We start from the raw sequence: 26676 nt of genomic DNA, 5'->3' as shown, positions 1-26676 counted from the left end.
TGGAGCATGCAACTGAATTCCACCGAAATCAGCGAACTGATCAAGCAGCGCATTGCTCAGTTCAATGTTGTGAGCGAAGCTCATAACGAAGGTACTATTGTTTCTGTAAGTGACGGTGTTATCCGCATTCACGGCCTGGCCGATTGTATGCAGGGTGAGATGATCTCCCTGCCGGGTAACCGTTACGCTATCGCACTGAACCTGGAGCGCGACTCCGTAGGTGCAGTTGTGATGGGTCCATACGCTGACCTTGCCGAAGGCATGAAGGTTAAGTGTACGGGTCGTATTCTGGAAGTTCCGGTTGGCCGTGGCCTGCTGGGTCGTGTGGTGAACACTCTGGGTTCCCCGATTGACGGTAAAGGTCCGGTTGATAACGATGGCTTCTCGCCAATCGAAGTTATCGCACCAGGCGTAATCGAACGTCAGTCCGTCGACCAGCCAGTACAGACCGGTTATAAATCTGTTGATGCCATGATCCCAATCGGTCGTGGCCAGCGTGAGCTGATCATCGGTGACCGTCAGACAGGTAAAACTGCGATGGCAATCGACGCCATCATCAACCAGCGTGATTCCGGCATCAAATGTGTGTACGTGGCTATCGGCCAGAAAGCGTCCACCATTTCCAACGTGGTTCGTAAACTGGAAGAACACGGCGCACTGTCCAACACCATCGTTGTGGTGGCGACTGCGTCTGAATCTGCTGCACTGCAATACCTGGCGCCATATGCCGGTTGCGCAATGGGCGAATACTTCCGTGACCGCGGCGAAGATGCACTGATCGTTTACGATGACCTGTCTAAACAGGCTGTTGCTTACCGTCAGGTTTCCCTGCTGCTCCGTCGTCCGCCAGGACGTGAAGCATTCCCAGGCGACGTATTTTACCTCCACTCCCGTCTGCTGGAACGCGCATCCCGCGTAAACGCGGAATACGTTGAGAAGTTCACCAATGGTGAAGTGAAAGGTAAAACCGGCTCCCTGACCGCTCTGCCGATTATCGAAACCCAGGCGGGTGACGTTTCTGCGTTCGTTCCGACCAACGTAATTTCCATTACCGATGGTCAGATCTTCCTGGAAACCAACCTGTTCAACTCCGGTATTCGTCCGGCTGTTAACCCGGGTATCTCCGTATCTCGTGTAGGTGGCGCAGCGCAGACCAAGATCATCAAGAAACTGTCCGGTGGTATTCGTACCGCACTGGCGCAGTATCGTGAACTGGCAGCGTTTTCTCAGTTCGCTTCCGACCTGGATGAAGCTACGCGTAAGCAGCTGAGCCACGGTCAGAAAGTAACTGAACTGCTGAAGCAGAAACAGTATGCCCCAATGTCTGTAGCACAGCAGGGTGTGGTGCTGTTTGCGGCTGAACGCGGTTACCTCGAAGATGTGGAACTGGCGAAAATCGGTAGCTTCGAAGCCGCTCTGCTGGCTTACGTTGACCGTGACCACGCTCCGCTGATGCAAGAGATCAACCAGTCCGGTGGCTATAACGATGAAATCGAAGGCAAGCTGAAAGCTATCCTCGATTCCTTCAAGGCAACCCAGTCCTGGTAACGTCTGGCGGTCTGCTTTAGGGCGGACCGCAAGGCATTGAGGAGAAGCTCATGGCCGGCGCAAAAGAGATACGTAGTAAGATCGCAAGCGTCCAGAACACGCAGAAGATCACTAAAGCGATGGAGATGGTCGCCGCTTCCAAAATGCGTAAATCGCAGGATCGCATGGCGGCCAGCCGTCCTTATGCAGAGACCATGCGCAAAGTGATTGGTCACCTTGCGAATGGTAATCTGGAATATAAGCACCCTTACCTGGAAGAACGCGACGTTAAACGCGTGGGCTACCTGGTGGTGTCGACCGACCGTGGTCTGTGCGGTGGCTTGAATATTAACCTGTTCAAAAAGCTGCTGGCGGATATGAAAACATGGTCCGATAAAGGCGTTCAGTGCGATATCGCAATGATCGGCTCTAAGGGCGTGTCTTTCTTTAACTCCGTTGGCGGTAATGTGATTGCTCAGGTAACCGGTATGGGGGATAACCCTTCCCTGTCCGAACTGATCGGTCCGGTTAAAGTGATGCTGCAAGCCTACGATGAAGGTCGTCTGGACAGACTGTACGTTGTCAGCAACAAATTTATTAACACCATGTCTCAGACGCCAACCATCACCCAACTGCTGCCTCTGCCGGCATCAGATGATGATGAATTGAAGCGTAAATCCTGGGATTACCTGTATGAACCAGACCCGAAAGCGCTGCTGGATACCCTGCTGCGTCGTTATGTCGAGTCTCAGGTTTATCAGGGCGTGGTAGAAAACCTGGCCAGCGAGCAGGCCGCACGTATGGTGGCGATGAAAGCCGCGACCGACAATGGCGGCAGCCTGATTAAAGAGCTGCAGTTGGTATACAACAAAGCTCGTCAGGCCAGCATTACTCAGGAACTCACCGAAATCGTCGGTGGTGCATCCGCGGTATAACCAGGTTAATTCGTAGAGGATTCAAGATGGCTACTGGAAAAATTGTCCAGGTAATCGGCGCCGTGGTTGACGTCGAATTCCCTCAGGATGCCGTACCGCGCGTGTACGATGCTCTTGAGGTTATGAATGGTAAAGAGAGCCTGGTGCTGGAAGTTCAGCAGCAGCTCGGCGGCGGTATCGTACGTACCATCGCCATGGGTTCTTCCGACGGTCTGCGTCGTGGTCTGGAAGTTAAAGACCTCGAGCACCCGATCGAAGTCCCGGTAGGTAAAGCAACTCTGGGTCGTATCATGAACGTCCTGGGTCACCCGATCGACATGAAAGGCGATATCGGTGAAGAAGAGCGTTGGGCTATCCACCGCGCGGCTCCTTCCTATGAAGAGCTGTCCAGCTCTCAGGAACTGCTGGAAACCGGCATCAAAGTTATCGACCTGATGTGTCCGTTCGCTAAGGGCGGTAAAGTTGGTCTGTTCGGTGGTGCGGGTGTAGGTAAAACCGTAAACATGATGGAGCTGATCCGTAACATCGCGATCGAGCACTCCGGTTACTCCGTGTTTGCGGGCGTAGGTGAACGTACTCGTGAGGGTAACGATTTCTACCACGAAATGACCGACTCCAACGTTCTGGACAAAGTATCCCTGGTATATGGCCAGATGAACGAGCCGCCGGGAAACCGTCTGCGCGTTGCTCTGACCGGTCTGACCATGGCAGAGAAGTTCCGTGACGAAGGTCGTGACGTACTGCTGTTCGTCGATAACATCTATCGTTACACCCTGGCCGGTACTGAAGTATCTGCACTGCTGGGTCGTATGCCTTCAGCGGTAGGTTACCAGCCGACTCTGGCGGAAGAGATGGGCGTTCTGCAGGAACGTATCACCTCTACCAAAACCGGTTCTATCACCTCCGTTCAGGCGGTATACGTACCTGCGGATGACTTAACTGACCCATCCCCAGCAACCACCTTTGCTCACTTAGATGCAACCGTGGTACTGAGCCGTCAGATCGCATCTCTGGGTATTTACCCGGCAGTTGACCCGCTGGATTCCACCAGCCGTCAGTTGGATCCACTGGTTGTTGGTCAGGAACACTACGACACTGCGCGTGGCGTACAGTCCCTGCTGCAGCGTTATCAGGAACTGAAAGACATCATCGCCATCCTGGGTATGGATGAACTGTCTGAAGAAGATAAACTGGTGGTAGCACGTGCGCGTAAGATCCAGCGCTTCCTGTCCCAGCCGTTCTTCGTTGCGGAAGTATTCACCGGTTCTCCGGGTAAATACGTATCCCTGAAAGACACCATCCGTGGCTTTAAAGGCATCATGGAAGGCGAATACGACCACCTGCCAGAGCAGGCGTTCTACATGGTTGGTTCTATCGACGAAGCCGTGGAAAAAGCCAAAAAACTTTAACGCCTTAATCGGAGGGTGATATGGCAATGACTTACCACCTGGACGTCGTCAGTGCAGAGCAACAAATGTTCTCTGGTCTGGTCGAGAAAATCCAGGTAACGGGTAGTGAAGGTGAACTGGGTATTTTCCCGGGTCACGCACCGCTGCTCACCGCCATTAAGCCTGGTATGATCCGCATCGTTAAACAGTTCGGTCATGAAGAGTTTATCTATCTGTCCGGCGGCATTCTCGAAGTGCAGCCTGGCAGCGTGACCGTCCTGGCTGATACCGCGATTCGCGGACAGGATCTCGATGAAGCGAGAGCCCTGGAAGCGAAGCGTAAGGCTGAAGAGCACATCAAGAGCTCTCATGGTGACGTGGATTACGCTCAGGCATCTGCGGAACTGGCCAAAGCGATCGCGAAACTGCGCGTTATCGAGTTGACCAAAAAAGCGATGTAACACCGGCTTGAAAAGCACAAAAGCCAGTCTGGTTTCCAGGCTGGCTTTTTTTTTGGGTTTTGTTTCAGTAAGAGTGAAACTAAAAAGCTGTTTTATTATTTTGTGATTTACATCACAAAAATGTTGATCGGTTAAAAAATGAGGCGTAGACTTCTTTTTGTGATATATGTCACATAATTAATTCAGATAAAAACAGGATATCAACATGAAACTGATTAACAAAATCATCGCGCTTTTCAGCAGCATGGAAGTTTAGTCTTCCCTGAACTGCTCTGTGGCGCGATGCTTCATACGGTTACCTGCTCGCGCCATCTGTTAATAAATTCCCCTCCCCCGTATTATCATTTGTACTCTTTCCTTTTAAAACTGTATTTCTCCTGTCTGTTTTTTCTGCTTTTCACTGAATCACTTTAATAAAATTGTATTTTTCTTTTGTAGTTCTTTATTCATGCAGTAAAAAAACAGCAAAAACATTAACCTAAGGCTTTAATAAGAGCAGACTCCTGGTTTTTGGGAGACAAAAGACGCCGAAATAGATGAAAATAGACAGTTATCAGAGGGGAAATTTCCCCGATTGAACGTTTTATCTTCGGTCCATTTCACGCTGAAAAAAATGTAGTATTTTCAATGTGAAACGGTATAAATTCGTTCTCAAATTACAGTCAGGACGTGTATGTTGAATAATGCTATGAGCGTCGTGATCCTTGCCGCAGGCAAAGGCACGCGTATGTATTCCGATCTTCCTAAAGTGCTGCATACCCTCGCAGGAAAACCGATGGTTCAGCATGTCATTGATGCTGCTAATGAATTAGGTGCGACTCACGTACATCTGGTCTACGGGCACGGTGGTGATTTGCTCAAGCAGACGCTGAAAGATGGCAATCTAAACTGGGTTTTGCAGGTAGATCAGTTGGGCACCGGCCATGCAATGCAGCAGGCAGCGCCATTCTTTGGTGATGACGAAGACATTTTAATGCTCTATGGCGATGTGCCGCTGATCTCTACCGATACCTTGCGTCGCCTGCGTGAAGCCAAACCGCAGGGTGGCATTGGCTTGTTAACGGTAAAACTGGACGACCCGTCCGGTTATGGGCGTATTACGCGTGAAAACGGTAACGTCACCGGTATCGTTGAGCATAAAGATGCAACCGACGAGCAGCGGCAAATCCAGGAAATCAACACCGGTATTCTGATTGCCAATGGCGCAGACATGAAACGCTGGCTGTCCAAACTGACTAATAACAATGTGCAGGGTGAATACTACATCACCGATATCATTGCGATGGCATACCAGGAAGGGCGCGAAATTGCTGCGGTACATCCGGCACGTATTAGCGAAACGGAAGGGGTGAATAACCGTCTTCAATTATCCCGTCTGGAGCGCGTGTATCAGTCCGAGCAGGCAGAAAAACTGCTGTTAGCGGGCGTGATGCTGCGCGATCCTGCACGTTTTGATCTTCGCGGTACGCTTATTCACGGGCGCGATGTTGAAATTGATACTAACGTTATCATTGAAGGTAACGTAACCGTTGGGGATCGCGTCAAGATTGGCGCCGGCTGCATCATCAAAAACAGCGTTATTGGTGAAGGTTGTGAGCTTAGCCCATACAGTGTGGTTGAAGATGCCCATCTGGAAGCCGCTTGCACCATAGGCCCATTCGCGCGTCTGCGTCCGGGCGCTGAGCTGCAGGAAGGCGCGCACGTGGGTAACTTTGTCGAAATGAAAAAAGCGCGTCTGGGTAAAGGCTCCAAAGCCGGTCACCTGACCTATCTGGGCGATGCGGAAATTGGCGATAACGTGAACATCGGCGCGGGTACGATCACCTGCAACTACGATGGTGCCAATAAGTTTAAAACCATTATTGGTGATGATGTGTTTGTGGGTTCTGATACTCAGCTGGTGGCGCCTGTCACCGTGGGTAAAGGTGCGACGATTGCCGCAGGAACTACCGTAACGCGTAATGTTGCCGATAACGAACTGGTATTAAGCCGTGTACCTCAGGTCCATAAACAGGGCTGGCAGCGTCCGGTGAAGAAGAAGTAATTTATTTTGCCGGATGGCGGCCTACGTGCGGTGACGTTCTGTAGGCCTTATAAGCGTGAGCGCCATCAGGCAGACAAGAGATGAGGGGATAATATAATCCTCCGCTCAACAAGCAGTACCTAAAAAAATAACCCCACTCTCTACAAGGCTCGGGGCGCCCGGAAAGGGCAAATACAGGTCAGCGACAACGACAGGCACAATGCCTAAATTCGGAATCAAAAAATATGTGTGGAATTGTTGGCGCTATCGCGCAGCGTGATGTAGCTGAAATCCTTCTCGAAGGTTTACGTCGTCTGGAATATCGTGGTTATGACTCTGCTGGTCTGGCCGTTGTCGATGCTGAAGGCAATATGACCCGTCTGCGTCGTCTGGGTAAAGTGCAGATGCTGACTGCTGCTGCGGAAGAACATCCGCTGCATGGTGGTACAGGTATCGCTCATACCCGTTGGGCGACACACGGCGAACCTTCAGAAGCGAACGCGCATCCTCATGTTTCTGAACACATTGTCGTGGTGCATAACGGCATCATTGAAAACCATGAACCGCTGCGTGAACTGCTGAAAACCCGTGGTTACACCTTTGTTTCTGAAACAGACACCGAAGTGATTGCTCACCTGGTGCACTGGGAACTGGAACAGGGTGGTACGCTGCGTGAAGCCGTGCTGCGTACTATTCCGCAGCTGCGCGGTGCCTACGGCACGGTGATCATGGATACCCGTAACCCGGAAACCCTGCTGGCCGCTCGTTCTGGTAGCCCGTTGGTGATTGGGCTGGGTATGGGTGAGAACTTTATCGCTTCCGATCAGTTGGCGCTGCTGCCGGTAACCCGTCGCTTTATCTTCCTGGAAGAGGGTGACATTGCGGAAGTGACCCGTCGTTCGGTTACCATTTTCGACAAGTCTGGCGCGGAAGTGAAACGTCAGGATATCGAATCTAATCTGCAATACGATGCGGGCGAAAAAGGTATTTATCGCCACTACATGCAGAAAGAGATCTACGAACAGCCGAACGCAATTAAAAATACGCTGACCGGGCGCATTAGCCACGGTGAAGTGGATTTAAGCGAGCTGGGTTCGCATGCCAACGAGCTGCTGTCTCAGGTTGAGCATATCCAGATTATCGCCTGCGGTACGTCGTACAACTCAGGTATGGTATCGCGCTACTGGTTTGAATCGCTGGCGGGTATTCCTTGTGATGTCGAAATCGCTTCTGAGTTCCGCTATCGCAAATCTGCCGTGCGTCGTAACAGCCTGATGATCACCCTTTCCCAGTCAGGTGAAACGGCGGATACCCTGGCGGGTCTGCGCTTATCTAAAGAGCTGGGCTATCTGGGCTCGCTGGCTATCTGTAACGTCCCGGGATCTTCTCTGGTGCGTGAATCCGATCTGGCGATGATGACCAATGCCGGTACCGAAATCGGTGTGGCCTCCACGAAAGCCTTTACCACGCAACTGACCGTTCTGCTGATGCTGGTGGCGAAACTGTCTCGTCTGAAAGGCCTGGATGCGTCTATTGAGCAGGAAATCGTTCACGGACTGCAGGCGCTGCCGAGTCGTATTGAGCAGATGCTGTCTCAGGACAAACGCATTGCCGCTCTGGCTGAAGGTTTCTCTGACAAACACCATGCGCTGTTCCTTGGTCGTGGCGATCAGTACCCAATTGCGCTGGAAGGCGCGCTGAAGCTGAAAGAGATTTCTTATATTCACGCTGAAGCATATGCCGCAGGTGAACTGAAGCACGGTCCACTGGCGCTGATTGACGCTGATATGCCGGTTATCGTCGTGGCACCGAACAACGAACTGCTGGAAAAACTGAAATCCAACATTGAAGAAGTTCGCGCCCGTGGCGGCCAGCTGTACGTCTTCGCTGACCAGGATGCTGGCTTTACCAGCAGTGAAAACATGCACATCATCGAGATGCCGCATGTGGAAGAGGTAATTGCACCAATCTTCTACACCGTTCCGCTGCAGCTGCTGGCGTATCATGTGGCGCTGATTAAAGGCACTGACGTGGACCAGCCGCGTAACCTGGCGAAGTCGGTTACCGTAGAGTAATCCGTACTTAACTGAACTGAAAATGCCCTGCTACAAGCGGGGCATTATTTTTTCGCTTGTTCTGTTTTTAATCAATTATCCCGCCTGTTTTATGTGACAAACCGTCATCTTCAGCTACTGTTTGCAGTGTCATAAAAAGAAAATTTTAGCGAAATGTTATTGTCATGGTAATGACTAACGTTTTGTTTTAAATGCATTTTTATCTGAGAAACTTCACGTATTTTTCGTTGTCATAAAACTGTCATATTTCGTACATTTAACTGTCACCTGTTTGTCCTATTTTGCTCACAGTAGCAACTCAAACAACGATTTACGAAAACCGTGCAGGAGACATTATGAAAGTTATGCGTACCACTGTCGCAACTGTTGTCGCCGCGACCTTATCCATGAGCGCGTTCTCTGCGTTTGCAGCAGCGAGCCTGACAGGTGCAGGTGCAACCTTCCCTGCGCCAGTGTATGCCAAATGGGCAGATACCTATCAGAAAGAGACCGGTAGCAAAGTAAACTACCAGGGTATCGGCTCCTCCGGTGGTGTAAAACAAATCACAGCGAATACCGTTGATTTCGGTGCTTCAGATGCGCCGCTGTCTGACGAAAAACTCAATCAAGAAGGCCTGTTCCAGTTCCCGACCGTTATCGGTGGTGTGGTACTGGCAGTCAACATCCCTGGCCTGAAATCCGGCGAGCTGGTGCTGGACGGTAAAACGCTCGGCGACATCTACCTCGGTAAAATTAAGAAGTGGGATGATGAAGCCATCACCAAACTGAACCCGGGTCTGAAGCTGCCTTCGCAGAATATCGCCGTTGTGCGTCGTGCTGACGGTTCCGGTACGTCCTTTGTCTTCACCAGCTATCTGGCAAAAGTGAACGAAGAGTGGAAATCTAAAATTGGTTCCGGCTCTACCGTTAACTGGCCGACCGGTCTGGGCGGTAAAGGTAACGACGGTATCGCCGCGTTCGTCCAGCGTCTGCCGGGCTCTATTGGCTACGTTGAGTACGCTTACGCTAAGCAGAACAACCTGGCGTACACCAAGCTGGTCTCTGCTGATGGTAAACCGGTAAGCCCGACCGAAGAAAGCTTCGCTAATGCCGCAAAAGGCGCTGACTGGAGCAAAACCTTCGCTCAGGATCTGACTAACCAGAAAGGTGACGATGCGTGGCCTATCACTTCCACCACCTTCATCCTGGTGCATAAAGAGCAGAAGAAACCTGAGCAGGGCGCTGAAGTGCTGAAGTTCTTCGACTGGGCGTACAAAAATGGCGGCAAACAGGCTAATGACCTGGATTACGCCAGCCTGCCGGACAGCGTGGTTGAGCAGATTCGTGCTGCATGGAAGACCAACGTGAAAGACAGCAGCGGTAAAGCGCTGTACTAAATACCCGTCATACTTCGAGCCGCAGCTGTGTTGGCTGTGCTTGTTCACTCCAGTCACATAGTGAATCTATGCTCCTGGGGATCCACAAGCTTGCCGCCTTGCTGCAACTCGAATTATTTAGGGTATGGCATTACGTTAGCCGGGAAGCACGATAAAATGCGTGCTTCCTGGCCCAAACTTAAAGAGTGATTTATGGCTGCAACCAAGCCTGCTTTTAACCCACCGGGTAAAAAGGGTGACATGATATTCAGCGCGCTGGTAAAACTGGCTGCGCTGATTGTGCTATTGATGTTGGGTGGCATTATTGTCTCTCTGGTTATCTCCTCCTGGCCAAGCATTCAGAAATTTGGCTTCTCCTTTCTGTGGACTAAAGAATGGGATGCGCCAAACGACATCTATGGTGCATTAGTACCGATTTACGGTACGCTGGTCACCTCGCTTATCGCGCTGCTGATTGCCGTTCCGGTGAGTTTCGGCATTGCTTTATTCCTGACTGAACTTGCACCTGGCTGGCTGCGTCGCCCGCTGGGTATCGCTATTGAGCTGCTGGCGGCAATTCCAAGTATCGTGTACGGCATGTGGGGCCTGTTTATTTTTGCTCCGCTGTTTGCGACTTATTTCCAGGAACCGGTCGGGAACATCCTTTCCAACATTCCGTTTGTTGGCGCGCTGTTTGCTGGTCCGGCGTTTGGTATCGGTATTCTGGCTGCTGGCGTGATCCTCGCTATCATGATCATCCCGTACATTGCGGCGGTTATGCGCGATGTGTTCGAACAAACGCCGGTCCTGATGAAAGAGTCAGCCTACGGCATCGGTTGTACTACCTGGGAAGTTATCTGGCGCATCGTCCTGCCGTTCACCAAAAACGGTGTGATTGGCGGTGTGATGCTTGGTCTGGGTCGCGCGCTGGGTGAAACCATGGCGGTGACCTTTATCATCGGTAACACCTACCAGCTCGACAGTGCCTCGCTGTACATGCCTGGCAACAGTATTACCTCTGCGCTGGCGAATGAATTTGCCGAAGCGGAATCAGGGCTGCACGTTGCCGCGTTGATGGAACTGGGTCTGATTCTGTTTGTGATCACCTTCATCGTACTGGCGGCGTCTAAGTTCATGATCATGCGCCTTGCGAAGAACGAGGGGGCACGCTAATGGCTACGCTTGAAATGCAAAACACCGCTGCACTAGCGGAATCCCGCCGTAAAATGCAGGCGCGTCGTCGCCTGAAGAACCGCATCGCGCTGACGCTCTCTATGGCGACCATGGCGTTCGGTCTGTTCTGGCTTATCTGGATCCTGATGTCCACGATCACCCGCGGTATTGACGGTATGTCGCTGGCGTTGTTCACCGAAATGACGCCTCCGCCGAATACGGCGGGCGGTGGTCTGGCGAACGCCCTGGCCGGTAGCGGGCTGTTAATTCTGTGGGCGACCGTGTTTGGTACACCGCTTGGTATTATGGCGGGCATCTACCTGGCAGAGTATGGACGTAAGTCCTGGCTGGCTGAGGTCATCCGCTTTATCAACGACATCCTGTTGTCTGCGCCATCAATCGTAGTTGGCCTGTTTGTTTACACCATCGTGGTGGCAAAAATGGAGCACTTCTCCGGCTGGGCGGGCGTTATCGCGCTGGCGCTGCTGCAGGTGCCCATTGTTATTCGTACCACGGAGAACATGCTCAAGCTGGTGCCGGATAGCCTGCGTGAAGCTGCCTATGCACTGGGTACGCCGAAGTGGAAGATGATTTCTGCGATCACCCTGAAGGCGTCTGTCTCGGGCATTATTACAGGGGTTCTGCTGGCTATTGCACGTATCGCAGGTGAAACGGCTCCGCTGCTGTTTACGTCGCTCTCCAACCAGTTCTGGAGCACCGACATGATGCAGCCTATCGCTAACCTGCCGGTCACTATCTTTAAGTTTGCGATGAGCCCGTTTGCTGAGTGGCAGCAACTGGCCTGGGCCGGGGTGCTGATTATTACCCTGTGCGTACTGCTGCTGAACATTCTGGCGCGCGTCATTTTCGCGAAGAAGAAACACGGTTAATTTTTACGGCGTGGCTGATGCGGCGCCGGATGAGGAAGAGATTGAAATGAGTATGGTTGATACTGCCCCGGGTAAGATTCAGGTTCGTGATTTGAACTTCTACTATGGCAAATTCCATGCCCTGAAGAACATCAACCTGGATATTGCTAAAAACCAGGTAACGGCGTTTATCGGGCCGTCAGGCTGTGGTAAATCGACGCTGCTGCGTACATTCAACAAAATGTTTGAACTGTACCCGGAACAGCGTGCGGAAGGCGAAATCCTGCTGGATGGCGACAATATTCTCACTAACACTCAGGATATCGCTCTGCTGCGTGCCAAAGTGGGCATGGTATTCCAGAAGCCGACGCCGTTCCCGATGTCCATCTACGATAACATCGCTTTTGGGGTGCGTCTGTTTGAGAAACTCTCGCGTGCGGATATGGACGAACGTGTGCAGTGGGCGTTGACCAAGGCCGCACTGTGGAACGAAACCAAAGATAAATTACACCAGAGCGGGTACTCTCTCTCCGGTGGTCAGCAGCAGCGTCTGTGTATTGCGCGCGGTATCGCCATTCGTCCGGAAGTGCTTCTGCTTGATGAGCCGTGTTCAGCGCTCGACCCTATTTCTACCGGGCGCATTGAAGAGCTGATCACAGAGCTGAAACAAGATTACACCGTCGTTATCGTAACCCACAACATGCAGCAGGCTGCGCGTTGTTCCGATCACACGGCGTTTATGTACCTGGGCGAGTTGATTGAGTTCAGCAACACGGACGATCTGTTCACCAAGCCCGCGAAGAAACAAACTGAAGATTACATTACTGGCCGCTACGGTTGATATGCCCGGGCATCTGGAGAAATGATGGACAATTTAAACCTTAACAAACATATTTCCGGCCAGTTCAATGCAGAGCTGGAAAGCATCCGTACCCAGGTGATGACCATGGGCGGCATGGTCGAGCAGCAGCTTTCTGATGCGATTACCGCCATGCATAACCAGGACAGTGAGCTGGCGAAGCGCGTCATTGAAGGCGATAAGAACGTCAACATGATGGAAGTGGCGATCGACGAAGCCTGCGTACGTATCATCGCCAAGCGTCAGCCGACCGCCAGCGATCTGCGTCTGGTGATGGCAATAATCAAAACCATTGCTGAGCTGGAACGTATTGGCGACGTGGCGGACAAAATCTGCCGCACCGCGCTGGAGAAATTCTCGCAACAGCATCAACCGCTGCTGGTAAGCCTGGAGTCACTGGGCCGCCACACCGTACAAATGCTGCATGACGTGCTGGATGCGTTTGCGCGTATGGATCTCGACGAAGCGGTACGTATTTATCGCGAAGATAAGAAAGTCGACCAGGAATATGAAGGCATCGTGCGTCAGCTGATGACCTACATGATGGAAGATCCACGTACCATTCCAAGCGTGCTGACCGCGCTGTTCTGCGCCCGTTCCATCGAGCGTATCGGTGACCGCTGCCAGAATATCTGCGAATACATCTTCTACTTCGTGAAGGGACAGGACTTCCGTCATGTGGGCGGCGATGAGCTGGATAAGCTGCTGGCGGGCAAAGATCCGAAAGAGTGATAAAAACGCAGAAAGTAGGCCGGATAAGCGTCAGTGCCATCCGGCAATTGCCCGGTGGCGTAAGCTTACCGGGCCTACAAAAAATTACCGGGTAATATCCCAACCCCGCGCTTTCCACAATTCCGGCAACTGTGCCAGATCGGTAAACGTCGTGACTTTTGGATGATCGATCGGTTTGTTGTGCGGATCGGCGCAGAAATAGAACACTTCCATTCCCGCAGCAACCCCCGCCTGCGCGCCTGCACTGGAATCATCGACCAGAATGCAGTTCTCAACGTTAACGTCCATCGCTTTCGCCGCATGGAACATCAGGGCCGGATCGGGCTTCCAGCGCTGAATATCGTATCCGCTGAACAGTAAATCAGGGAAATGGTGCAACATGCCCAGTTTACCCAGTGAATGCTGCATTTTGCTGACCGGACCGTTGGACACTACGCACATGGGCACCGTCATACTGTCCAGTAGCACATTAGCGCCAGCGATCACCTCCAGTTCCGTATCGAACAGACGTGCGACCTCAGCGCGGTAGACCGGTTCTAAATCGGCTTTTGCCAGTTCGACACCGTGCTCTTCGTTGATAATGTCGATGATCTCGTACAGCTTTACCCCTTTGAAGCGTTTGAACGTTTCTTCAAGATCGAGCGTAATGCCGAACGCCTGGAACATGCTGACATACGCGCGAGAACAAATCACTTCACTGTCGACAAGGGTACCATCACAGTCAAAAAATACGGCTTCTATCTGGGACATGTCATTTCCGTTTTAACAAGTTTAACGTTTTCGTAATGCATTATTAGGCAACGCAATCGTTGCCGTATAAGCAAAATCAATGAAAAAAGTTGCTCATAACCCAACCCTATTGTCGCATTTTGGTATAGGATAGCGACGAATTTTCCCTCCTTGTTCGGAAATTGATAATGAGTCAACAACACACAACCCAGGCTTCTGGCCAGGGGATGCTGGAACGCGTGTTCAAACTGCACGAACATGGCACGACGGCACGGACCGAAGTGATCGCCGGTTTAACCACCTTCCTGACGATGGTTTATATCGTTTTTGTTAACCCGCAAATTCTTGGCGTGGCTGGCATGGATACCAGCGCCGTCTTTGTTACCACCTGCCTTATTGCTGCATTTGGTAGCATCCTGATGGGGCTATTTGCCAACCTGCCGGTCGCACTAGCGCCAGCTATGGGCCTGAACGCATTCTTTGCTTTCGTGGTCGTTGGCGCCATGGGCCTGTCATGGCAGATCGGTATGGGGGCTATCTTCTGGGGTGCGGTAGGTCTGCTGCTGCTGACCATTTTCCGCGTACGTTACTGGATGATAGCCAATATCCCGGTTAGCCTGCGCGTGGGGATCACCAGCGGTATTGGTCTGTTCATCGGCATGATGGGGCTGAAAAACGCCGGCGTTATCGTGGCGAACAAAGACACCCTGGTGTCCATCGGCAACCTGACCTCCCACAGCGTACTGCTCGGCATTCTGGGCTTCTTTATCATCGCGATTCTGGCGTCACGTAATATTCATGCGGCGGTGCTGATCTCCATCATTGTGACCACGCTGCTGGGCTGGATGCTGGGCGATGTTCATTACAACGGAATCGTCTCAGCGCCGCCGAGCGTAATGTCTGTTATCGGACATGTTGATCTGGCTGGTTCGTTTAACATTGGCCTGGCGGGTGTAATTTTCTCGTTCATGCTGGTCAACCTGTTCGACTCCTCCGGTACGTTGATTGGCGTCACGGATAAAGCTGGTCTGGCGGATGCGAAGGGCAAGTTCCCGCGCATGAAGCAGGCGTTGTATGTGGATAGCGTGTCGTCTGTTACCGGCGCGTTTATCGGGACGTCTTCCGTTACCGCGTATATTGAGTCTTCTTCCGGGGTTTCTGTCGGTGGACGTACTGGCCTGACAGCGGTAGTTGTTGGCTTGCTGTTCCTGCTGGTTATCTTCCTGTCGCCGCTGGCGGGAATGGTGCCGGGCTATGCTGCCGCAGGTGCGCTGATTTATGTTGGTGTGCTGATGACATCAAGCCTGTCGCGCGTGAAGTGGGATGACCTGACAGAAGCAGTTCCGGCGTTTATTACCGCCGTGATGATGCCGTTTAGCTTCTCGATTACCGAAGGTATCGCGCTGGGCTTTATTTCCTACTGTGTGATGAAAATCGGTACCGGACGTTTCCGCGATCTCAGCCCGTGCGTCATTGTTGTCGCGCTGCTGTTTGTGCTGAAGATTGTGTTTATCGACGCGCATTAATGTACACATGCTTCAGTCTTATGATTTAAGGCTGAAGCATAATTTTTTATCACTCATCTCCTGTCAGACCTGCAAATTATCTCTCTTCAATCAAAAGTCTTAAGTGATTTATTCACCGTCCTTCATTGTGATTTGCTAGCCGTGAACTGTTGCTTCATCTGGTGAATTATCTGTTAATAAATTGAAATGTTTTCATTTTGATTTTTTTGAAATATCAAAAATAGCCTTAATAAATGCAGGGGCTATTTCAACTTTCGCACAGGCTTTTTTCGTTACTGTTTCTTATCTCTATTAAAAGGAGTTTAGAAATGAAGAAGACTGTCATTGCGACGTTCTGCGTCTCCCTGTTTTTTCCGTTATTCGCGTATTCGGCTACCAGCGTAACGCTGGATGGTCATTCATTGACACTGGATGATGCCTGGGCCATCGCTCAAGGAGAAAAACAAGTCGACATCGCTTCAACTGCAATGGATCGCGTCGATAAAGCGAACAAACTTTTGATGATTGCTGCCGGTAAAGGGGTTCCTGTTTACGGGCTGACGGTAGGTGTCGGTCTCAACAAAGATAAATCATTGTTCGATGCGCATGGAAAATTGACGCCGGAAGTTATTCAGGCCTCACGTGAATTTAATATCAACGCTCTGCATGCACACGCAGCAGGTGTTGGGCCCGATATGCCGGATGAATTGGTTCGTCTGGCGATGGTGATCCGCCTTAATACGATGTTGACGGGAAATACAGGAGCCCAACCGCAGGTAGCCAAACTGTATCAGCAGTTCCTCAATAAGCATATTACTCCCGTCGTGCCCTCGCGCGGTTCCGTTGGTGAAGCTGATATAACGCTTGCATCACATATTGGCGACGTAATGATTGGTGAGTGGCGTGTTCGTGTGAAAGGCGTCGAGATGGATTCAGCGAAAGCCCTGAAACAGGCGGGCATTGAAAAGCTGGAACCGCTTGGTAAAGATGCTCTCTCAATTCTCTCTTCAAATGCGATATCAACAGCCTACTCCGCTCAGGCCTTACTGGAATCCCGCCAGATCATAAACGTTACACCTGTGGTCTATGGTTTATCTCTGGAGGCGCTTGATGGCAATGTTGCCCCATTCTTGTACCAAAGCTTAAGTGTGCGGCCTTTCCCTGGAATTCAGGATACTGCCGGAAGTATTCGTAATGTACTAACCGGTTCTTATCTTTGGCAGCATCAGGATGGACGACCTTTACAAGATCCGCTCTCTTTCCGTACGACAGTATTTGTTCTTAATGAAGCACGTCGCGAGTGGAATGAAGCCTGGCAAATGCTGGAAATTCAGATGAACAGCTCTGATGACAATCCGGCGGTGATCGTAAATGCCGATCGTTCGTTGGCGGAAAATAGCCAGGTTGAGCAGTACTTCGTGAGCGAAAAAGAGGCCAATGGCGAAACCCTCAGCGGCGCGATTTTCCCAACCTCTAATTTTGAACCTCTGCCTCTGGCGCTGGCAATTCAGAATCTGTCTTTAGCGATGGGGCATTTGGCGCATAACAGCGTACAGCGCACTTTGCATTTATCTGACGAGCATTTCACTGGATTGAGTCGCTTCCTTGCTTCTGACACCAATCAACAAGGACATGCTTTTGGGGCAATTCAGAAGCCACAGGTTGCGCTACTGGCTGATATTCGCGACCTGGTTAATCCGGTATCCCTTGATGGCCAACCGATGGCGGGCACGATTGAAGATACCTATACCAATAATCTCCGGGCGTCCAAACGCTTGAATCAGATCGCTGATGATATGCGTAGCATTTATGGTCTGGAATTGTTGCATGCCAGCCAGGCTATCGATCTAAGAAAACAAAAAAATCCTGACCTGAAGTTGGGAGAGATGACAGGCAAACTTTTTGCCGCTTATCGGGAAAAAGTACCGTTTGTTTCGCAGGATCGGATTTTCAGCGACAACATTGCAGATTCCTCTGCATTAGTCGCATCGTTTCCTGCCGGGACCCTGGTTAATACGCAAGCAGGGAGCAAATGACGAAAATGAAAAAAACCGTTAATGCATCGCGGCGGGCCTTTTTAACGAAAAGCACCATTCTGGCGACGGGAGGTGCGCTGACGGCGCTGGCGGGGAGTGCGCGAGCACAGCTGAGCAGCTGTCAGGCAACGGCGGTTCGTTACCATAAAATTTACGATGTGATTGTGGTGGGAAGTGGTTTTGCTGGGTTAGCTGCTGCGCTCGAAGCGGCCCAGGCAGGCCGCAGTGTACTGGTGATCGATAAAATGCCGGTTTTTGGCGGTAACTCTGCGATTAACGGTGGTGCCGTTGCGGTTGCGGGTTCTCCGTTGCAGGAAAAAGAGGGGATAGTTGACTCTCCTGAGCTGATGTTTAAAGACATGCTTAAAGCCGGGCGGGGGCTTAATGATAAAGATCAACTGAAAATTTTGGTCAGTAATACCATGGCTGCCTATGAGTTTACCCTGCAACATGGCGTGAAATATAAACCGTTTGTCCAGCATTTTGGCGGTCACTCGGTTCCCCGTACGCTGCAAACTGTCGAGAGCTCAGGGGCTGGTATCACCCGGCCCCTGAAAGAGTCTGCTGCAAAAATGGGGGTTGTTTTTCGTTCACGATGCAAGCTGGAATCTTTCCGACTAAACGGCGAGGGGCGAGTGGTTGGTCTGACTGTTCGTGATGGGTATCGTTTCCCTGATGAACAGACGGGTCAGATAAGGCACTACGGCGCACGATACGGCGTGGTGATGTGTTCTGGCGGTTTTTCTAACGATTTACGTTTTCGTAAAATGCAAAACCCCATGCTGGATGAGCGTGTCGACTCCACAAACCATCCTGGTGCGACGTCGGAATGTCTGGTGCAAATGCTACGTATTGGCGCAACACCAGTACAACTTGACCTTATTCAGCTAGGCCCCTGGTCTTCACCAGACGAACGCGGATTTGGTTACGTATCGCAGTTCAATACTATCTCCGGTTTTCCTAATGGAATCATGGTTAACCCACGTACTGGCCATCGCTTCACAAACGAACTTGCCGATCGTAAAGAGCGTGAAGAAGGGATTTTGGCACAAGTCGATGAAAAGGGAGATCCACTTTATCCCATCTGTTTTACCACCCTGGAAGGCGCAAAACAGGCACAAAGCCTGGGGCATGCCCTGCACTATGGCGTGGCCTGGCAATTTGACTCCCTGGAGTTGTTGGCTGCGCATTTCGGTATACCTTACGACGTGCTGACAGAAGAAGTAGATACCTACAATGCCGCCGTAGCCCGTAAGGGGGGCGATCGCATGAAGAAAGATGTGAGTCGTGCAGTTCCACTGGATAAAGGACCATTTGTCGCCGTACGTGTGTGGCCAAAAGTGCACTACATCATGGGTGGAGTACAGATAAATATGCGGACAGAGGTACTTAACGCTGCTGATAGTAAGCCGATCCCAGGTCTGTATGCTGCCGGAGAAGCAACTGCAGGTTCACATGGTGGAAGTCGTCTTGGTAGTTGTGCTGTGGCTGATTGTCTGGTTTTTGGTCGGATTGCAGGCGCCAGCGTTGCTTCTTCGAGCGCAGTGGGTGATGTATTTGATGTTGAGGGAATTTAACATGGCAAAGTTATGGATAGCCCTGTTGCTGCTTATTGGTGGTTTTTCCCAGGTTACAGCTGCGGCGGATGATGAGGCTGCTTTTCATCAGCAACTGAACACAATGACCGTTAAGCCTTATCACCATTCGCTGGAGGCAACCGGACGAGATACATCATGTCAGTTGTGCCATGGCGCCAGTACGCCAGTTGCGGCACCCAATGATAAGTCGTGCCTTAGTTGTCACGGTTCACGCGATCAGGTTGCCGAATTAACGCAACCTAATCCACAAGATAAAAATGCTGAGCCTAACCCGCATGACTCAATGCATTACGGAAAAGATGTTCCTTGTACTGCTTGTCATAACGAGCATAAACCCTCGGTAATTTATTGTAATAATTGCCATCTATTTAAATATCCGGATATGAAGCCATGAGGGAAATCATGCGCGGATTCTTAATAAGAGGCTTCTTTTTTTCTACTGTCAGGGGGGATGCCGCTGTCGGGATTTTCTGCGCCAATTCCGACACAACAACTCAATCAACCTTGTCTGGCATGTCACGCAGACGGAGATATCCAGGGCATATCGACGGATAAAGTGCAGGATAATTTATTCGTTTCACCAGATAAGTATCACGATAGCGTGCATGGCGAGGTGCCATGTATCGCTTGTCATCAGAGTAAACCCGGAAGCGAGGGATTTTCAGTTACCCCTCATGTTTTAAAAGCAGGAGCAGAGAAGAGTTGTGAAAGCTGTCATGGCGTAGTCATGCGCGATACGGTACATGCCGTACAGCAGAGTGTGCATAGTGAAAAGATTGCCAATGGCGAGTTCACCTGTACCTCGTGCCATAACGCACACACCATGACTGCTGGAGAACTAAATCATCCGGGTAAACAACGGGTTGCTGACGACAATTTAATGTGTACGAACTGTCATTCGCGGGCGGGGGTCTTTACGCAGTTGTCAGGGGGAAAAACCTCAACTACTCAGAATCTGGCGCACTCGGCGCTCCCTTATGCTTCTGAGCATCTCAACAGTTTACGCTGCATTGATTGTCATGCTGATATAGCCGATACCACCCTGCATCGAATTCTGCCTGCCTCGCAAGCTGTCAGTTGTGAACAGTGTCATGGAGATAGCGCGTTGCTGACGAGCCGACTGAAAACGTTCGCGCCGGATGAAAATGCACTGGCTGGAAGTCTTTTAGGGAAAGGGCTCTTTGATGAAAGTGTGCTGAGGGAAAAACTCGCGACGGTATCAACGTTACCACCGGTCGTTCGCCAGGTTGATGGTGCTTTGTTTACCAATACCTACATGATTGGTAATAATGGCAGTGGGCAGGCGGATAGTCTGGTGGCCTGGGGATTGGGCGGCCTTGTCGCTTTGTTAATCTGCCATGGTTTGGGACGAATCATCTTGTCTCACCGCGCTATCGATATGTCGATGGATAAACATTATCTTTATACGCTTCCTGTCCGTTGCTGGCACTGGCTGAATGCGCTCTGCTTTACTGCACTGATCGTTAGTGGTTTTGCACTACACTGGGTAAGTGCGCAATTCTCACTTTGGGTCGATGTGCATAATATTGCTGGTGTATCGTTATGTATTATTTGGCTGGGCTTCATCCTGGTGGCGATATGCGGTAACGGGCATCATTATCGAGTAAGCTGGCAAGGTTTTATGGGGCGGTTTACCCGGCAGACACGTTATTATCTATACGGTATTTTTCGTGGCGAATCCCATCCAGAGCAAGCATCGCCAGAGGCTAAATTCAATATCCTCCAACAACTTGGCTATATTGGCGTGATGTTTTTGTTGTTGCCGTCGTTGATAGTGACCGGATTATTCATGATGTATTCTGATCTTACTCCCGAAACGCTATTTTCGTTGCCGGGTAAGCAGGTTGTGGCCTGGCTCCATTATGGTCTGGCTGTGGTTATGATAGCCTTTATCATCGTGCATCTTTATTTATGCAGTACAGGAGATAAGCCAGGATCACTAATTAAAGGTATGATTGACGGTTTCCATCGTTCCAAAAAACTGTAGTAATGAAAATTCTCCCCTTTCCCATACCAGGGGAAGGGGATTAATCTTTAACAACTATGCCCAGCTTTTTTATTTTGCTGTAGAGGGTGTTACTGTTGACACCGAGTAGTTCTGCGGCCCCATCTTTACCTGATATTCTTCCCCCTGTCTGTTTTAATGCCTTTTGAATGTGCTGGCGTATAGCCTCATCAAGCGTGCTGATTGACAAAGTATTCCTCTCTCGGGGGATAATAATATTCAATTCATTAGCTGGGCAACGGAAGAACGCATTCTCTAATAATCCAATTAATTCTGTGATGTTGCCCGGCCAGTTATATTGCAATAATAATCGTAGAGCATCATCCCCTAACACTGGTAGAGTATGGTATTTATGTTGACCTGATAATTTCCTTAAATAATGTGTTAACAACAGAGGGATGTCATCATGGCGATACCGTAGGGGCGGTAAGGTGATTATCTGGCAGAGAATGTTAGCATACCGTTGATTTGTCAGATGGCCTTTAGATATATCGTAGATACCGGAGTTTTGTACCATTGAAAATGGTTGTGTTTGCGTAGCAATAATCTGCAACTGGCAATACTCGCGATAGCTTGCATGGAGTGCGAGTAGAAAAGTTTGCCAGCGCTCGGGAAATGACTTTATTTCTTTTACTAGTAAAGAACCTTGATGTAATATCAAAAACATAGCCATATTAGGTGTTTTATTCAAGTCTATGTTTATTGTTCTATCTACAACCCCACTTCTCATAATAACCAACTGGCCTTGAGGTGTTATCAATCCATAATAACCACTACGGTTGGTTTTTCGTTGTTGAAGTTCTGAGGCTAGTGTTGTTTTTCCTACACCTTCCTCGCCCAGTAGTAAAATAGGTTGCTCACTATTTGCTAATTTATCCAGCGACCTATATAACTGATACAGATGGGAATTGGTTTGACTGATGATAAATTTTTCATTCTCTTCTGGGACAGGAAGTTCTGATAGTGGAACTGGAGTATTATTCACTAAAAGATTTTGTCGTGACAAGGCAATAAAAGCCAGTAATGAGAGCTCTCCTCTCACAGATTCAAATAATTCAGCATGTTGAGGTGTAAAGGCATTTGCATGGTGGCTAAATATACCCATTGCACCAAGTCGTAAACCATCCAAATGCATGCGCATCAGGATAAGCGATTTGATATTACGAAAGCAGGTACTAACCACATATTCAGTCAACGGGCATTGGCTCAGATTGTCGATAACCTGAGTAGAAAAATTATCTGAGTGATTGAATTGTCGGGCAATGTTTTCAGGAATGGGGATGACATCCCTTTTCAATCGTGCCGTTTTATGCGTCGCCAATGCTAAAAACTGGATGCAACGAATATCACTACGGTAGTAGTTAAAGAAAATACCGTCACAAACTATTGAATCTGGTATCGATTGTAGGCAAGCATACATGGATTTCTCCAATTGTGTACTGCTACATAAAGCGGTCCTGAGATGTGAAAATGTCCTGTCCATGGCATATCCATTGTTCACGGTAGACAAAATGTCGGGAAAATATTAGAAATATTTATTGGTATAATTGCAACTGCAATGTCTGGTAACACTATGCCACAATAGTGAAGGAGAAAAAATAGACAAAAGTGAGTTATTGGATTGGTTTACGGAAATAAGAAAATAATCCAGAAGCATAGACACTTACTGGATTATTTAAGAGTACGAAGCAAATTTTCTTTTACGCTTTCACGCGCTGAATGTAGTCACCAAATGCGGTCAGCTGACCGGTCAGATGGTCCAGCGTACTTTGGTCGATCACTTCGCCCGTCTGCGGGTCAACTTTGTTCTGAATGACGCCGCCCATAAATTCAGGCTTGTTCATAACCATGGCGTCAAGGAACACCAGGATCTGACGCAGATGGTACTGGCAGCGCGCGCCGCCAATGGCGCCCATGGAGCTGGTCTGAATCAGCACTGGTTTGCCCGATAACGGCTGATCCGGCAGACGAGACAGCCAGTCGATAGCGTTCTTCAGTCCGCCGGGTACTGAATAGTTATATTCCGGCGTCACGATGACAACACCGTCAGCCTTCCTGATTTGCTCTGCCAGCGCTTCTACGCTTGCCGGAAAACCTTCTTCCTGCTGGAGATCGGCATCGTACAGTGGGATATCACCAATCGATGGTAACGCGTTCACTTCCATGCCCGCTGGAGCAATCTTAGGCAGCGTACGGGCAACCATTCCATTAAACGAACCTTTGCGCAGACTTCCCAGTAACGTAACAACATTCAATGTTTCAGACATGGTAACTCCTGTTTCATCATGAAGGTTAAATCAGCTAAGCGTATAGCTCTTCGCTGCGCATAATTGAGAGAATCGAATCAGACGACCCGTAGGCTCATTGGCGCGAGTCTGGATATCCGGCAAACTTTTCCAGTCCTGTTTACCATCAAACTCCCAAACCTTGAGTTTTTCAATGGTTGGCGTAACCGCAACCGACCACACCAGCACATCTTCCGCATCGCAAATGGCTTCAACCTGCGCAACGTGGGCACATTTCAGACGTCCTGCACCGGGTAAAAGCTGGAGTTCGCGCGGGTCGTCATTGCACACATCGCCGGTGAGTTTGAGTACGCTCTGGCGCAACGTAATGAGCTGCGCGCGTGCTTCGTTGGGGTCGTTTTGATTGTTGATCCACAGATTTTCGTTGCTGGAGAAGCGCCAGGTTTCCGCTGAATTCGGATTGTGAAAGCCGCGGGTAGCCCGCTGAAGCTCCAAATCCAGGCCGCACGTTCCTTCCGTCGTTAGCGCAACGCCGACGATATTCCCGGCATAAGAAATCGAAAACCCCGGCAGGTTCGTATCGCGAAAAACGGGTTTTCCTTTGGCCTGAGTAACAATCTCGGGCAGCGTGCTGGTGCCGTAAAGCATAAACATCAGTTCGGCGAGAAGACTTCGGGAAGCCAGGAAACGTGTTCGGCGATGAACGGGTAGATCTCTTGCTTCGATATGACATGGAGAAGGGAGGCGAGCTGAAACCAGGTGTCCCTCCGTAAGAATCCCTCTGGCAAAATGTGTCGCCATTTGTCGCTCCGTGAGTAATGGTCCGTGATAATTACCAGAGTAACATTTACGCGCCTTCCAGGCAGGCTTTGCTGCCCAAAAAGTAAGCTGAAATGGAATACATTACGCGATATTTACATTTCTGTTGCCAGAATAGTCGATTCAGCAACAAAGTGGCGGCGGATCGTCAGGACATATCGCGATAAAGCGCCTTGATCGTGTCTTTCAACCAGACGATCTTAGGATTATGACTGTTACGTTTATGCCAAAGAAGGGTGAAGGGTACGCGCATTTTTTCCAACTGCGCGGCATCAAAAGGCATTGGGCGCGCCACCAGCGGAAGCTGGTGGAGTTGGTTATAACGCTGGCAATAAACCGGAGCTGTGGCTATCAGCGCGTGTTCCGGCTGGGCGGCCATGAACAGCGATTGCTCAAAACCGGGCAGACATAACGCGATATTGCGCGCGCGCCCCATCTCTTGCAGTACTTCATCCAACGCCCAGGTATCGCTTTGCTCCCAGCTAATGCTGATGTGCGGATAGCGCAGAAAAGTGTCCAGATTCCACTCTTCCTGCAGTGCGGGATGATCTTCACGTAGCCAGACGCAGGGCAGATCGGAAAACAGCACTTCATGGTCGATCGACAGCGGCAATAAACTTAACAGTTCACGCGAGCGTGGATGGCTTTCACGCCCGGTAAAACCGATATCCACTTCGCCGCGAATAATCGCATCCAGCGAATCATAGTCCCAGTTGCGAATTTTGATCGTCGCCTGAGGATAACGCTGATAAATCTGCCTGGAAAGCGCGTTGAACATGATCATCACCAGCGGCGTTTCGGCCACCAGATCAAACTTTAGCCCGCGCGGCGCTTCATGGTGTGGCTTATCCAGCAACTGGTTGCTCATCTGCATCCACTCTGCCAGGTTCTGTTCCATGCTGACCATCAGCGGCGTTGGCGTTAGCCCCAGCGGGGTGTTTACAAACAGCGGATCGTCAAACCAGGCCCTTAACTTCGACAACGATTTACTCACCGCCGACGGCGTGACGTTCATCCGTTTGGCGGTTTTGGTGACGCTGCGCTCCTGCATCAACAGCTGCAGGCAGAGTAATAAATTAAGATCGAGACTGCTGAGGGATTTCTTCATGAGTTGGCGCGGACCGGTTAGGTGCAACAGTGATAATCAGCATGATACTCACTATGCTACAGCCAATCAGAATCCCGATCAGCATATTCAACGCATCAAGGCCGAGCACCGCCGCCAGCCAAATCCACAGCGAGGAACCGCAAACCTGCGCAATACCTAACGCCGAGCTGGCAACGCCCGCGCGCAGCGAGAACGGACCCAGTGCCTGGCTCATGGCGACACCAAAACCAACCGAGAACCCCGCGCAGATTAAAGTCAGCCCAAACAGCGTTACTGCGTGTGAGGCGGCAAGGGTTAACACCACACCTGCACACAGAAACAGCACCTGCGAGGTCAACATCAGAACGCGAGGCTTAAACACGCTCAGAGCGAATGGTGTGGAGAAAGAGACAGCCATGCTGATGCCTGCGGTCATGGCCATGGTGGTGGCGTACTCGCCGCGGTCGAAGCCCATCACTTCCATCAACAGCACTGGGGAGGTATTCACGAAGGTCAGGATCACCGACACGCTGAGGGTGGTAATAGCCAGGCGGCTTAAGAAAAAGCGGTTAACCAGAGATTCGGACAGATGATTCTTTTCCGCAGAGGGCGGGAGCATCGCTGGGCGCGATTCTCGCAGGACAAACACCGACAGCAGGCAAACAGCCACCCCCATACCGATCATCGTGTAGAACAGGCTCTGCCACGGGTATTTGAGCATGATCAGATGCCCCATCACTGGAGCCAGCACCGGCACAATACAGGTAATTCCGTTCAACAGCGACAGTACCTTCGCCCGGCGGCGATCGTCGAGCGTATCGCGCAGAATAGCGAAGGCCACCACATAGCAGCAACCTGCGCCTGTGCCCTGAATAAAGCGGCCAATAAGAAACGGCGTACCGCTTTCGGCGAATGAACACAGCGCAGAGGCGAAAATAAAGATGAGGGCGCCGACAATAGCGACGGGTTTGCGTCCTGACCGATCGGCAATTTTTCCCGCGAACAGCATCGCCGTCGCCATTCCCGCCAGATAAACCGAAAACGCGATATGCAGTTGCGCCTCGCTGGCCTGTAAATCGGCAGCAATACGGGGCAGCCCTACCAGATACATATCAATACCGGCGGGATAAAGTAACACCAGGGCGAAACTGCAGATTAGAAAGCGTGTCATAGCGACCTCATGAGGAATGTGGCGCTAAGCATACGGTCATAGAGTCAACTGCACGAGTTGCC

The 26676-nt window shown here is 50.6% G+C and carries 22 protein-coding genes; 16 read left to right on the top strand and 6 right to left on the bottom strand.

Translation table 11 applies throughout. The features are described from left to right. Window positions 1-6: 6 nt before the first annotated feature. The 11 genes from atpA to phoU all read left to right on the top strand — a co-directional run bounded on the left by atpA (window position 7) and on the right by phoU (window position 13397). Window positions 7-1548 (top strand): F0F1 ATP synthase subunit alpha, encoded by a 1542-nt coding sequence (atpA, locus tag LA337_23565; protein UBI16086.1) that lies wholly within the window; start codon window positions 7-9, stop codon window positions 1546-1548. Window positions 1549-1598: 50 nt separating this feature from the next. Then, window positions 1599-2462 carry a F0F1 ATP synthase subunit gamma gene (atpG, locus tag LA337_23560; GenBank protein ID UBI16085.1) on the top strand — a complete coding sequence of 288 codons (864 nt, stop codon included), beginning with the start codon at window positions 1599-1601 and terminating at the stop codon, window positions 2460-2462. Window positions 2463-2488: 26 nt separating this feature from the next. Beyond that, window positions 2489-3871, top strand: coding sequence for a F0F1 ATP synthase subunit beta (atpD, locus tag LA337_23555; GenBank protein UBI16084.1), 1383 nt, complete (start codon window positions 2489-2491; stop codon window positions 3869-3871). Between the two features lie 20 nt (window positions 3872-3891). Further along, a complete protein-coding gene (gene atpC / locus LA337_23550; protein ID UBI16083.1) occupies window positions 3892-4311 on the top strand; it encodes a F0F1 ATP synthase subunit epsilon in 420 nt (139 codons plus the stop codon). A gap of 673 nt (window positions 4312-4984) precedes the next feature. After that, window positions 4985-6355 (top strand): bifunctional UDP-N-acetylglucosamine diphosphorylase/glucosamine-1-phosphate N-acetyltransferase GlmU, encoded by a 1371-nt coding sequence (gene glmU, locus LA337_23545; protein UBI16082.1) that lies wholly within the window; start codon window positions 4985-4987, stop codon window positions 6353-6355. 224 nt (window positions 6356-6579) lie between these two features. Next, the gene (gene glmS / locus LA337_23540; GenBank protein ID UBI16081.1) at window positions 6580-8409 is read left to right on the top strand and encodes a glutamine--fructose-6-phosphate transaminase (isomerizing); all 1830 of its coding nucleotides are present in this window, start codon (window positions 6580-6582) and stop codon (window positions 8407-8409) included. A 335-nt stretch (window positions 8410-8744) separates the two neighbouring features. Continuing rightward, the gene (pstS, locus tag LA337_23535; GenBank protein ID UBI16080.1) at window positions 8745-9785 is read left to right on the top strand and encodes a phosphate ABC transporter substrate-binding protein PstS; all 1041 of its coding nucleotides are present in this window, start codon (window positions 8745-8747) and stop codon (window positions 9783-9785) included. Window positions 9786-9977: 192 nt separating this feature from the next. Further along, window positions 9978-10937, top strand: coding sequence for a phosphate ABC transporter permease PstC (pstC, locus tag LA337_23530; protein ID UBI16079.1), 960 nt, complete (start codon window positions 9978-9980; stop codon window positions 10935-10937). Beyond that, the gene (pstA, locus tag LA337_23525; protein UBI16078.1) at window positions 10937-11827 is read left to right on the top strand and encodes a phosphate ABC transporter permease PstA; all 891 of its coding nucleotides are present in this window, start codon (window positions 10937-10939) and stop codon (window positions 11825-11827) included. Before pstC ends, pstA begins: the two co-directional genes overlap by 1 nt. Window positions 11828-11873: 46 nt before the next feature. Next, window positions 11874-12647: a phosphate ABC transporter ATP-binding protein PstB gene (gene pstB, locus LA337_23520; GenBank protein UBI16077.1), complete on the top strand. Its 774-nt coding sequence runs from the start codon at window positions 11874-11876 to the stop codon at window positions 12645-12647. Window positions 12648-12671: 24 nt separating this feature from the next. Continuing rightward, complete coding sequence (phoU, locus tag LA337_23515) at window positions 12672-13397, top strand: phosphate signaling complex protein PhoU (protein ID UBI18545.1); 726 nt, start codon at window positions 12672-12674, stop codon at window positions 13395-13397. Window positions 13398-13481: 84 nt separating this feature from the next. Here the strand turns inward: phoU and yieH are convergent, their stop codons facing one another. Then, window positions 13482-14147 (bottom strand): 6-phosphogluconate phosphatase, encoded by a 666-nt coding sequence (gene yieH, locus LA337_23510; GenBank protein UBI16076.1) that lies wholly within the window; start codon window positions 14145-14147, stop codon window positions 13482-13484. A gap of 167 nt (window positions 14148-14314) precedes the next feature. Between yieH and adeP the strand changes: the two genes are divergently transcribed. The 5 genes from adeP to LA337_23485 all read left to right on the top strand — a co-directional run bounded on the left by adeP (window position 14315) and on the right by LA337_23485 (window position 21273). Further along, the gene (gene adeP, locus LA337_23505) at window positions 14315-15652 is read left to right on the top strand and encodes an adenine permease AdeP (GenBank protein UBI16075.1); all 1338 of its coding nucleotides are present in this window, start codon (window positions 14315-14317) and stop codon (window positions 15650-15652) included. Window positions 15653-15960: 308 nt separating this feature from the next. Continuing rightward, window positions 15961-17667 carry an aromatic amino acid lyase gene (locus LA337_23500; GenBank protein ID UBI16074.1) on the top strand — a complete coding sequence of 569 codons (1707 nt, stop codon included), beginning with the start codon at window positions 15961-15963 and terminating at the stop codon, window positions 17665-17667. After that, window positions 17664-19244: a flavocytochrome c gene (locus LA337_23495; protein UBI16073.1), complete on the top strand. Its 1581-nt coding sequence runs from the start codon at window positions 17664-17666 to the stop codon at window positions 19242-19244. Before LA337_23500 ends, LA337_23495 begins: the two co-directional genes overlap by 4 nt. Window position 19245: 1 nt before the next feature. Then, window positions 19246-19659 carry a cytochrome c3 family protein gene (locus LA337_23490; GenBank protein UBI16072.1) on the top strand — a complete coding sequence of 138 codons (414 nt, stop codon included), beginning with the start codon at window positions 19246-19248 and terminating at the stop codon, window positions 19657-19659. Window positions 19660-19716: 57 nt separating this feature from the next. After that, window positions 19717-21273 carry a thiosulfate reductase cytochrome B subunit gene (locus tag LA337_23485; protein ID UBI16071.1) on the top strand — a complete coding sequence of 519 codons (1557 nt, stop codon included), beginning with the start codon at window positions 19717-19719 and terminating at the stop codon, window positions 21271-21273. Between the two features lie 40 nt (window positions 21274-21313). On the opposite strand, the gene LA337_23480 is transcribed toward LA337_23485, so the two are convergent. The 5 genes from LA337_23480 to LA337_23460 form a co-directional block, all read right to left on the bottom strand. Further along, complete coding sequence (locus LA337_23480; GenBank protein UBI16070.1) at window positions 21314-22774, bottom strand: sigma 54-interacting transcriptional regulator; 1461 nt, start codon at window positions 22772-22774, stop codon at window positions 21314-21316. A 217-nt stretch (window positions 22775-22991) separates the two neighbouring features. Beyond that, entirely contained in the window at window positions 22992-23558 is a 567-nt protein-coding gene (locus LA337_23475; protein UBI16069.1) for an NAD(P)H-dependent oxidoreductase, read from the bottom strand. 30 nt (window positions 23559-23588) lie between these two features. Then, a complete protein-coding gene (locus LA337_23470) occupies window positions 23589-24338 on the bottom strand; it encodes a 4'-phosphopantetheinyl transferase superfamily protein (protein ID UBI16068.1) in 750 nt (249 codons plus the stop codon). Between the two features lie 166 nt (window positions 24339-24504). Beyond that, window positions 24505-25464: an HTH-type transcriptional regulator YidZ gene (gene yidZ, locus LA337_23465; GenBank protein ID UBI16067.1), complete on the bottom strand. Its 960-nt coding sequence runs from the start codon at window positions 25462-25464 to the stop codon at window positions 24505-24507. Beyond that, window positions 25433-26614, bottom strand: a complete 1182-nt coding sequence (locus tag LA337_23460; GenBank protein UBI16066.1) for an MFS transporter — start codon at window positions 26612-26614, stop codon at window positions 25433-25435. The genes yidZ and LA337_23460 overlap by 32 nt, the downstream gene beginning before the upstream one ends. Window positions 26615-26676 lie beyond the last annotated feature (62 nt).

It is taken from the genome of Citrobacter europaeus (genome assembly GCA_020099315.1).
GTDB lineage: Bacteria > Pseudomonadota > Gammaproteobacteria > Enterobacterales > Enterobacteriaceae > Citrobacter > Citrobacter europaeus.
Note: the sequence above shows the minus strand (reverse complement) of the source record. Positions and strands in the feature narration are given on the sequence as shown.

Coding starts and splice junctions, on each gene's coding strand:
- pstB (UBI16077.1), top strand. CDS start 11,874: ATGAGTATGGTTGATACTGCCCCGGGTAAGATTCAGGTTCGTGATTTG.
- pstC (UBI16079.1), top strand. CDS start 9,978: ATGGCTGCAACCAAGCCTGCTTTTAACCCACCGGGTAAAAAGGGTGAC.
- glmU (UBI16082.1), top strand. CDS start 4,985: ATGTTGAATAATGCTATGAGCGTCGTGATCCTTGCCGCAGGCAAAGGC.
- atpD (UBI16084.1), top strand. CDS start 2,489: ATGGCTACTGGAAAAATTGTCCAGGTAATCGGCGCCGTGGTTGACGTC.
- glmS (UBI16081.1), top strand. CDS start 6,580: ATGTGTGGAATTGTTGGCGCTATCGCGCAGCGTGATGTAGCTGAAATC.
- LA337_23475 (UBI16069.1), bottom strand. CDS start 23,558: ATGTCTGAAACATTGAATGTTGTTACGTTACTGGGAAGTCTGCGCAAA.
- atpC (UBI16083.1), top strand. CDS start 3,892: ATGGCAATGACTTACCACCTGGACGTCGTCAGTGCAGAGCAACAAATG.
- atpG (UBI16085.1), top strand. CDS start 1,599: ATGGCCGGCGCAAAAGAGATACGTAGTAAGATCGCAAGCGTCCAGAAC.
- pstA (UBI16078.1), top strand. CDS start 10,937: ATGGCTACGCTTGAAATGCAAAACACCGCTGCACTAGCGGAATCCCGC.
- atpA (UBI16086.1), top strand. CDS start 7: ATGCAACTGAATTCCACCGAAATCAGCGAACTGATCAAGCAGCGCATT.
- LA337_23500 (UBI16074.1), top strand. CDS start 15,961: ATGAAGAAGACTGTCATTGCGACGTTCTGCGTCTCCCTGTTTTTTCCG.
- LA337_23485 (UBI16071.1), top strand. CDS start 19,717: ATGCCGCTGTCGGGATTTTCTGCGCCAATTCCGACACAACAACTCAAT.
- yidZ (UBI16067.1), bottom strand. CDS start 25,464: ATGAAGAAATCCCTCAGCAGTCTCGATCTTAATTTATTACTCTGCCTG.
- LA337_23460 (UBI16066.1), bottom strand. CDS start 26,614: ATGACACGCTTTCTAATCTGCAGTTTCGCCCTGGTGTTACTTTATCCC.
- LA337_23480 (UBI16070.1), bottom strand. CDS start 22,774: ATGGACAGGACATTTTCACATCTCAGGACCGCTTTATGTAGCAGTACA.
- pstS (UBI16080.1), top strand. CDS start 8,745: ATGAAAGTTATGCGTACCACTGTCGCAACTGTTGTCGCCGCGACCTTA.
- LA337_23495 (UBI16073.1), top strand. CDS start 17,664: ATGACGAAAATGAAAAAAACCGTTAATGCATCGCGGCGGGCCTTTTTA.
- LA337_23490 (UBI16072.1), top strand. CDS start 19,246: ATGGCAAAGTTATGGATAGCCCTGTTGCTGCTTATTGGTGGTTTTTCC.
- adeP (UBI16075.1), top strand. CDS start 14,315: ATGAGTCAACAACACACAACCCAGGCTTCTGGCCAGGGGATGCTGGAA.
- LA337_23470 (UBI16068.1), bottom strand. CDS start 24,338: ATGGCGACACATTTTGCCAGAGGGATTCTTACGGAGGGACACCTGGTT.
- phoU (UBI18545.1), top strand. CDS start 12,672: ATGGACAATTTAAACCTTAACAAACATATTTCCGGCCAGTTCAATGCA.
- yieH (UBI16076.1), bottom strand. CDS start 14,147: ATGTCCCAGATAGAAGCCGTATTTTTTGACTGTGATGGTACCCTTGTC.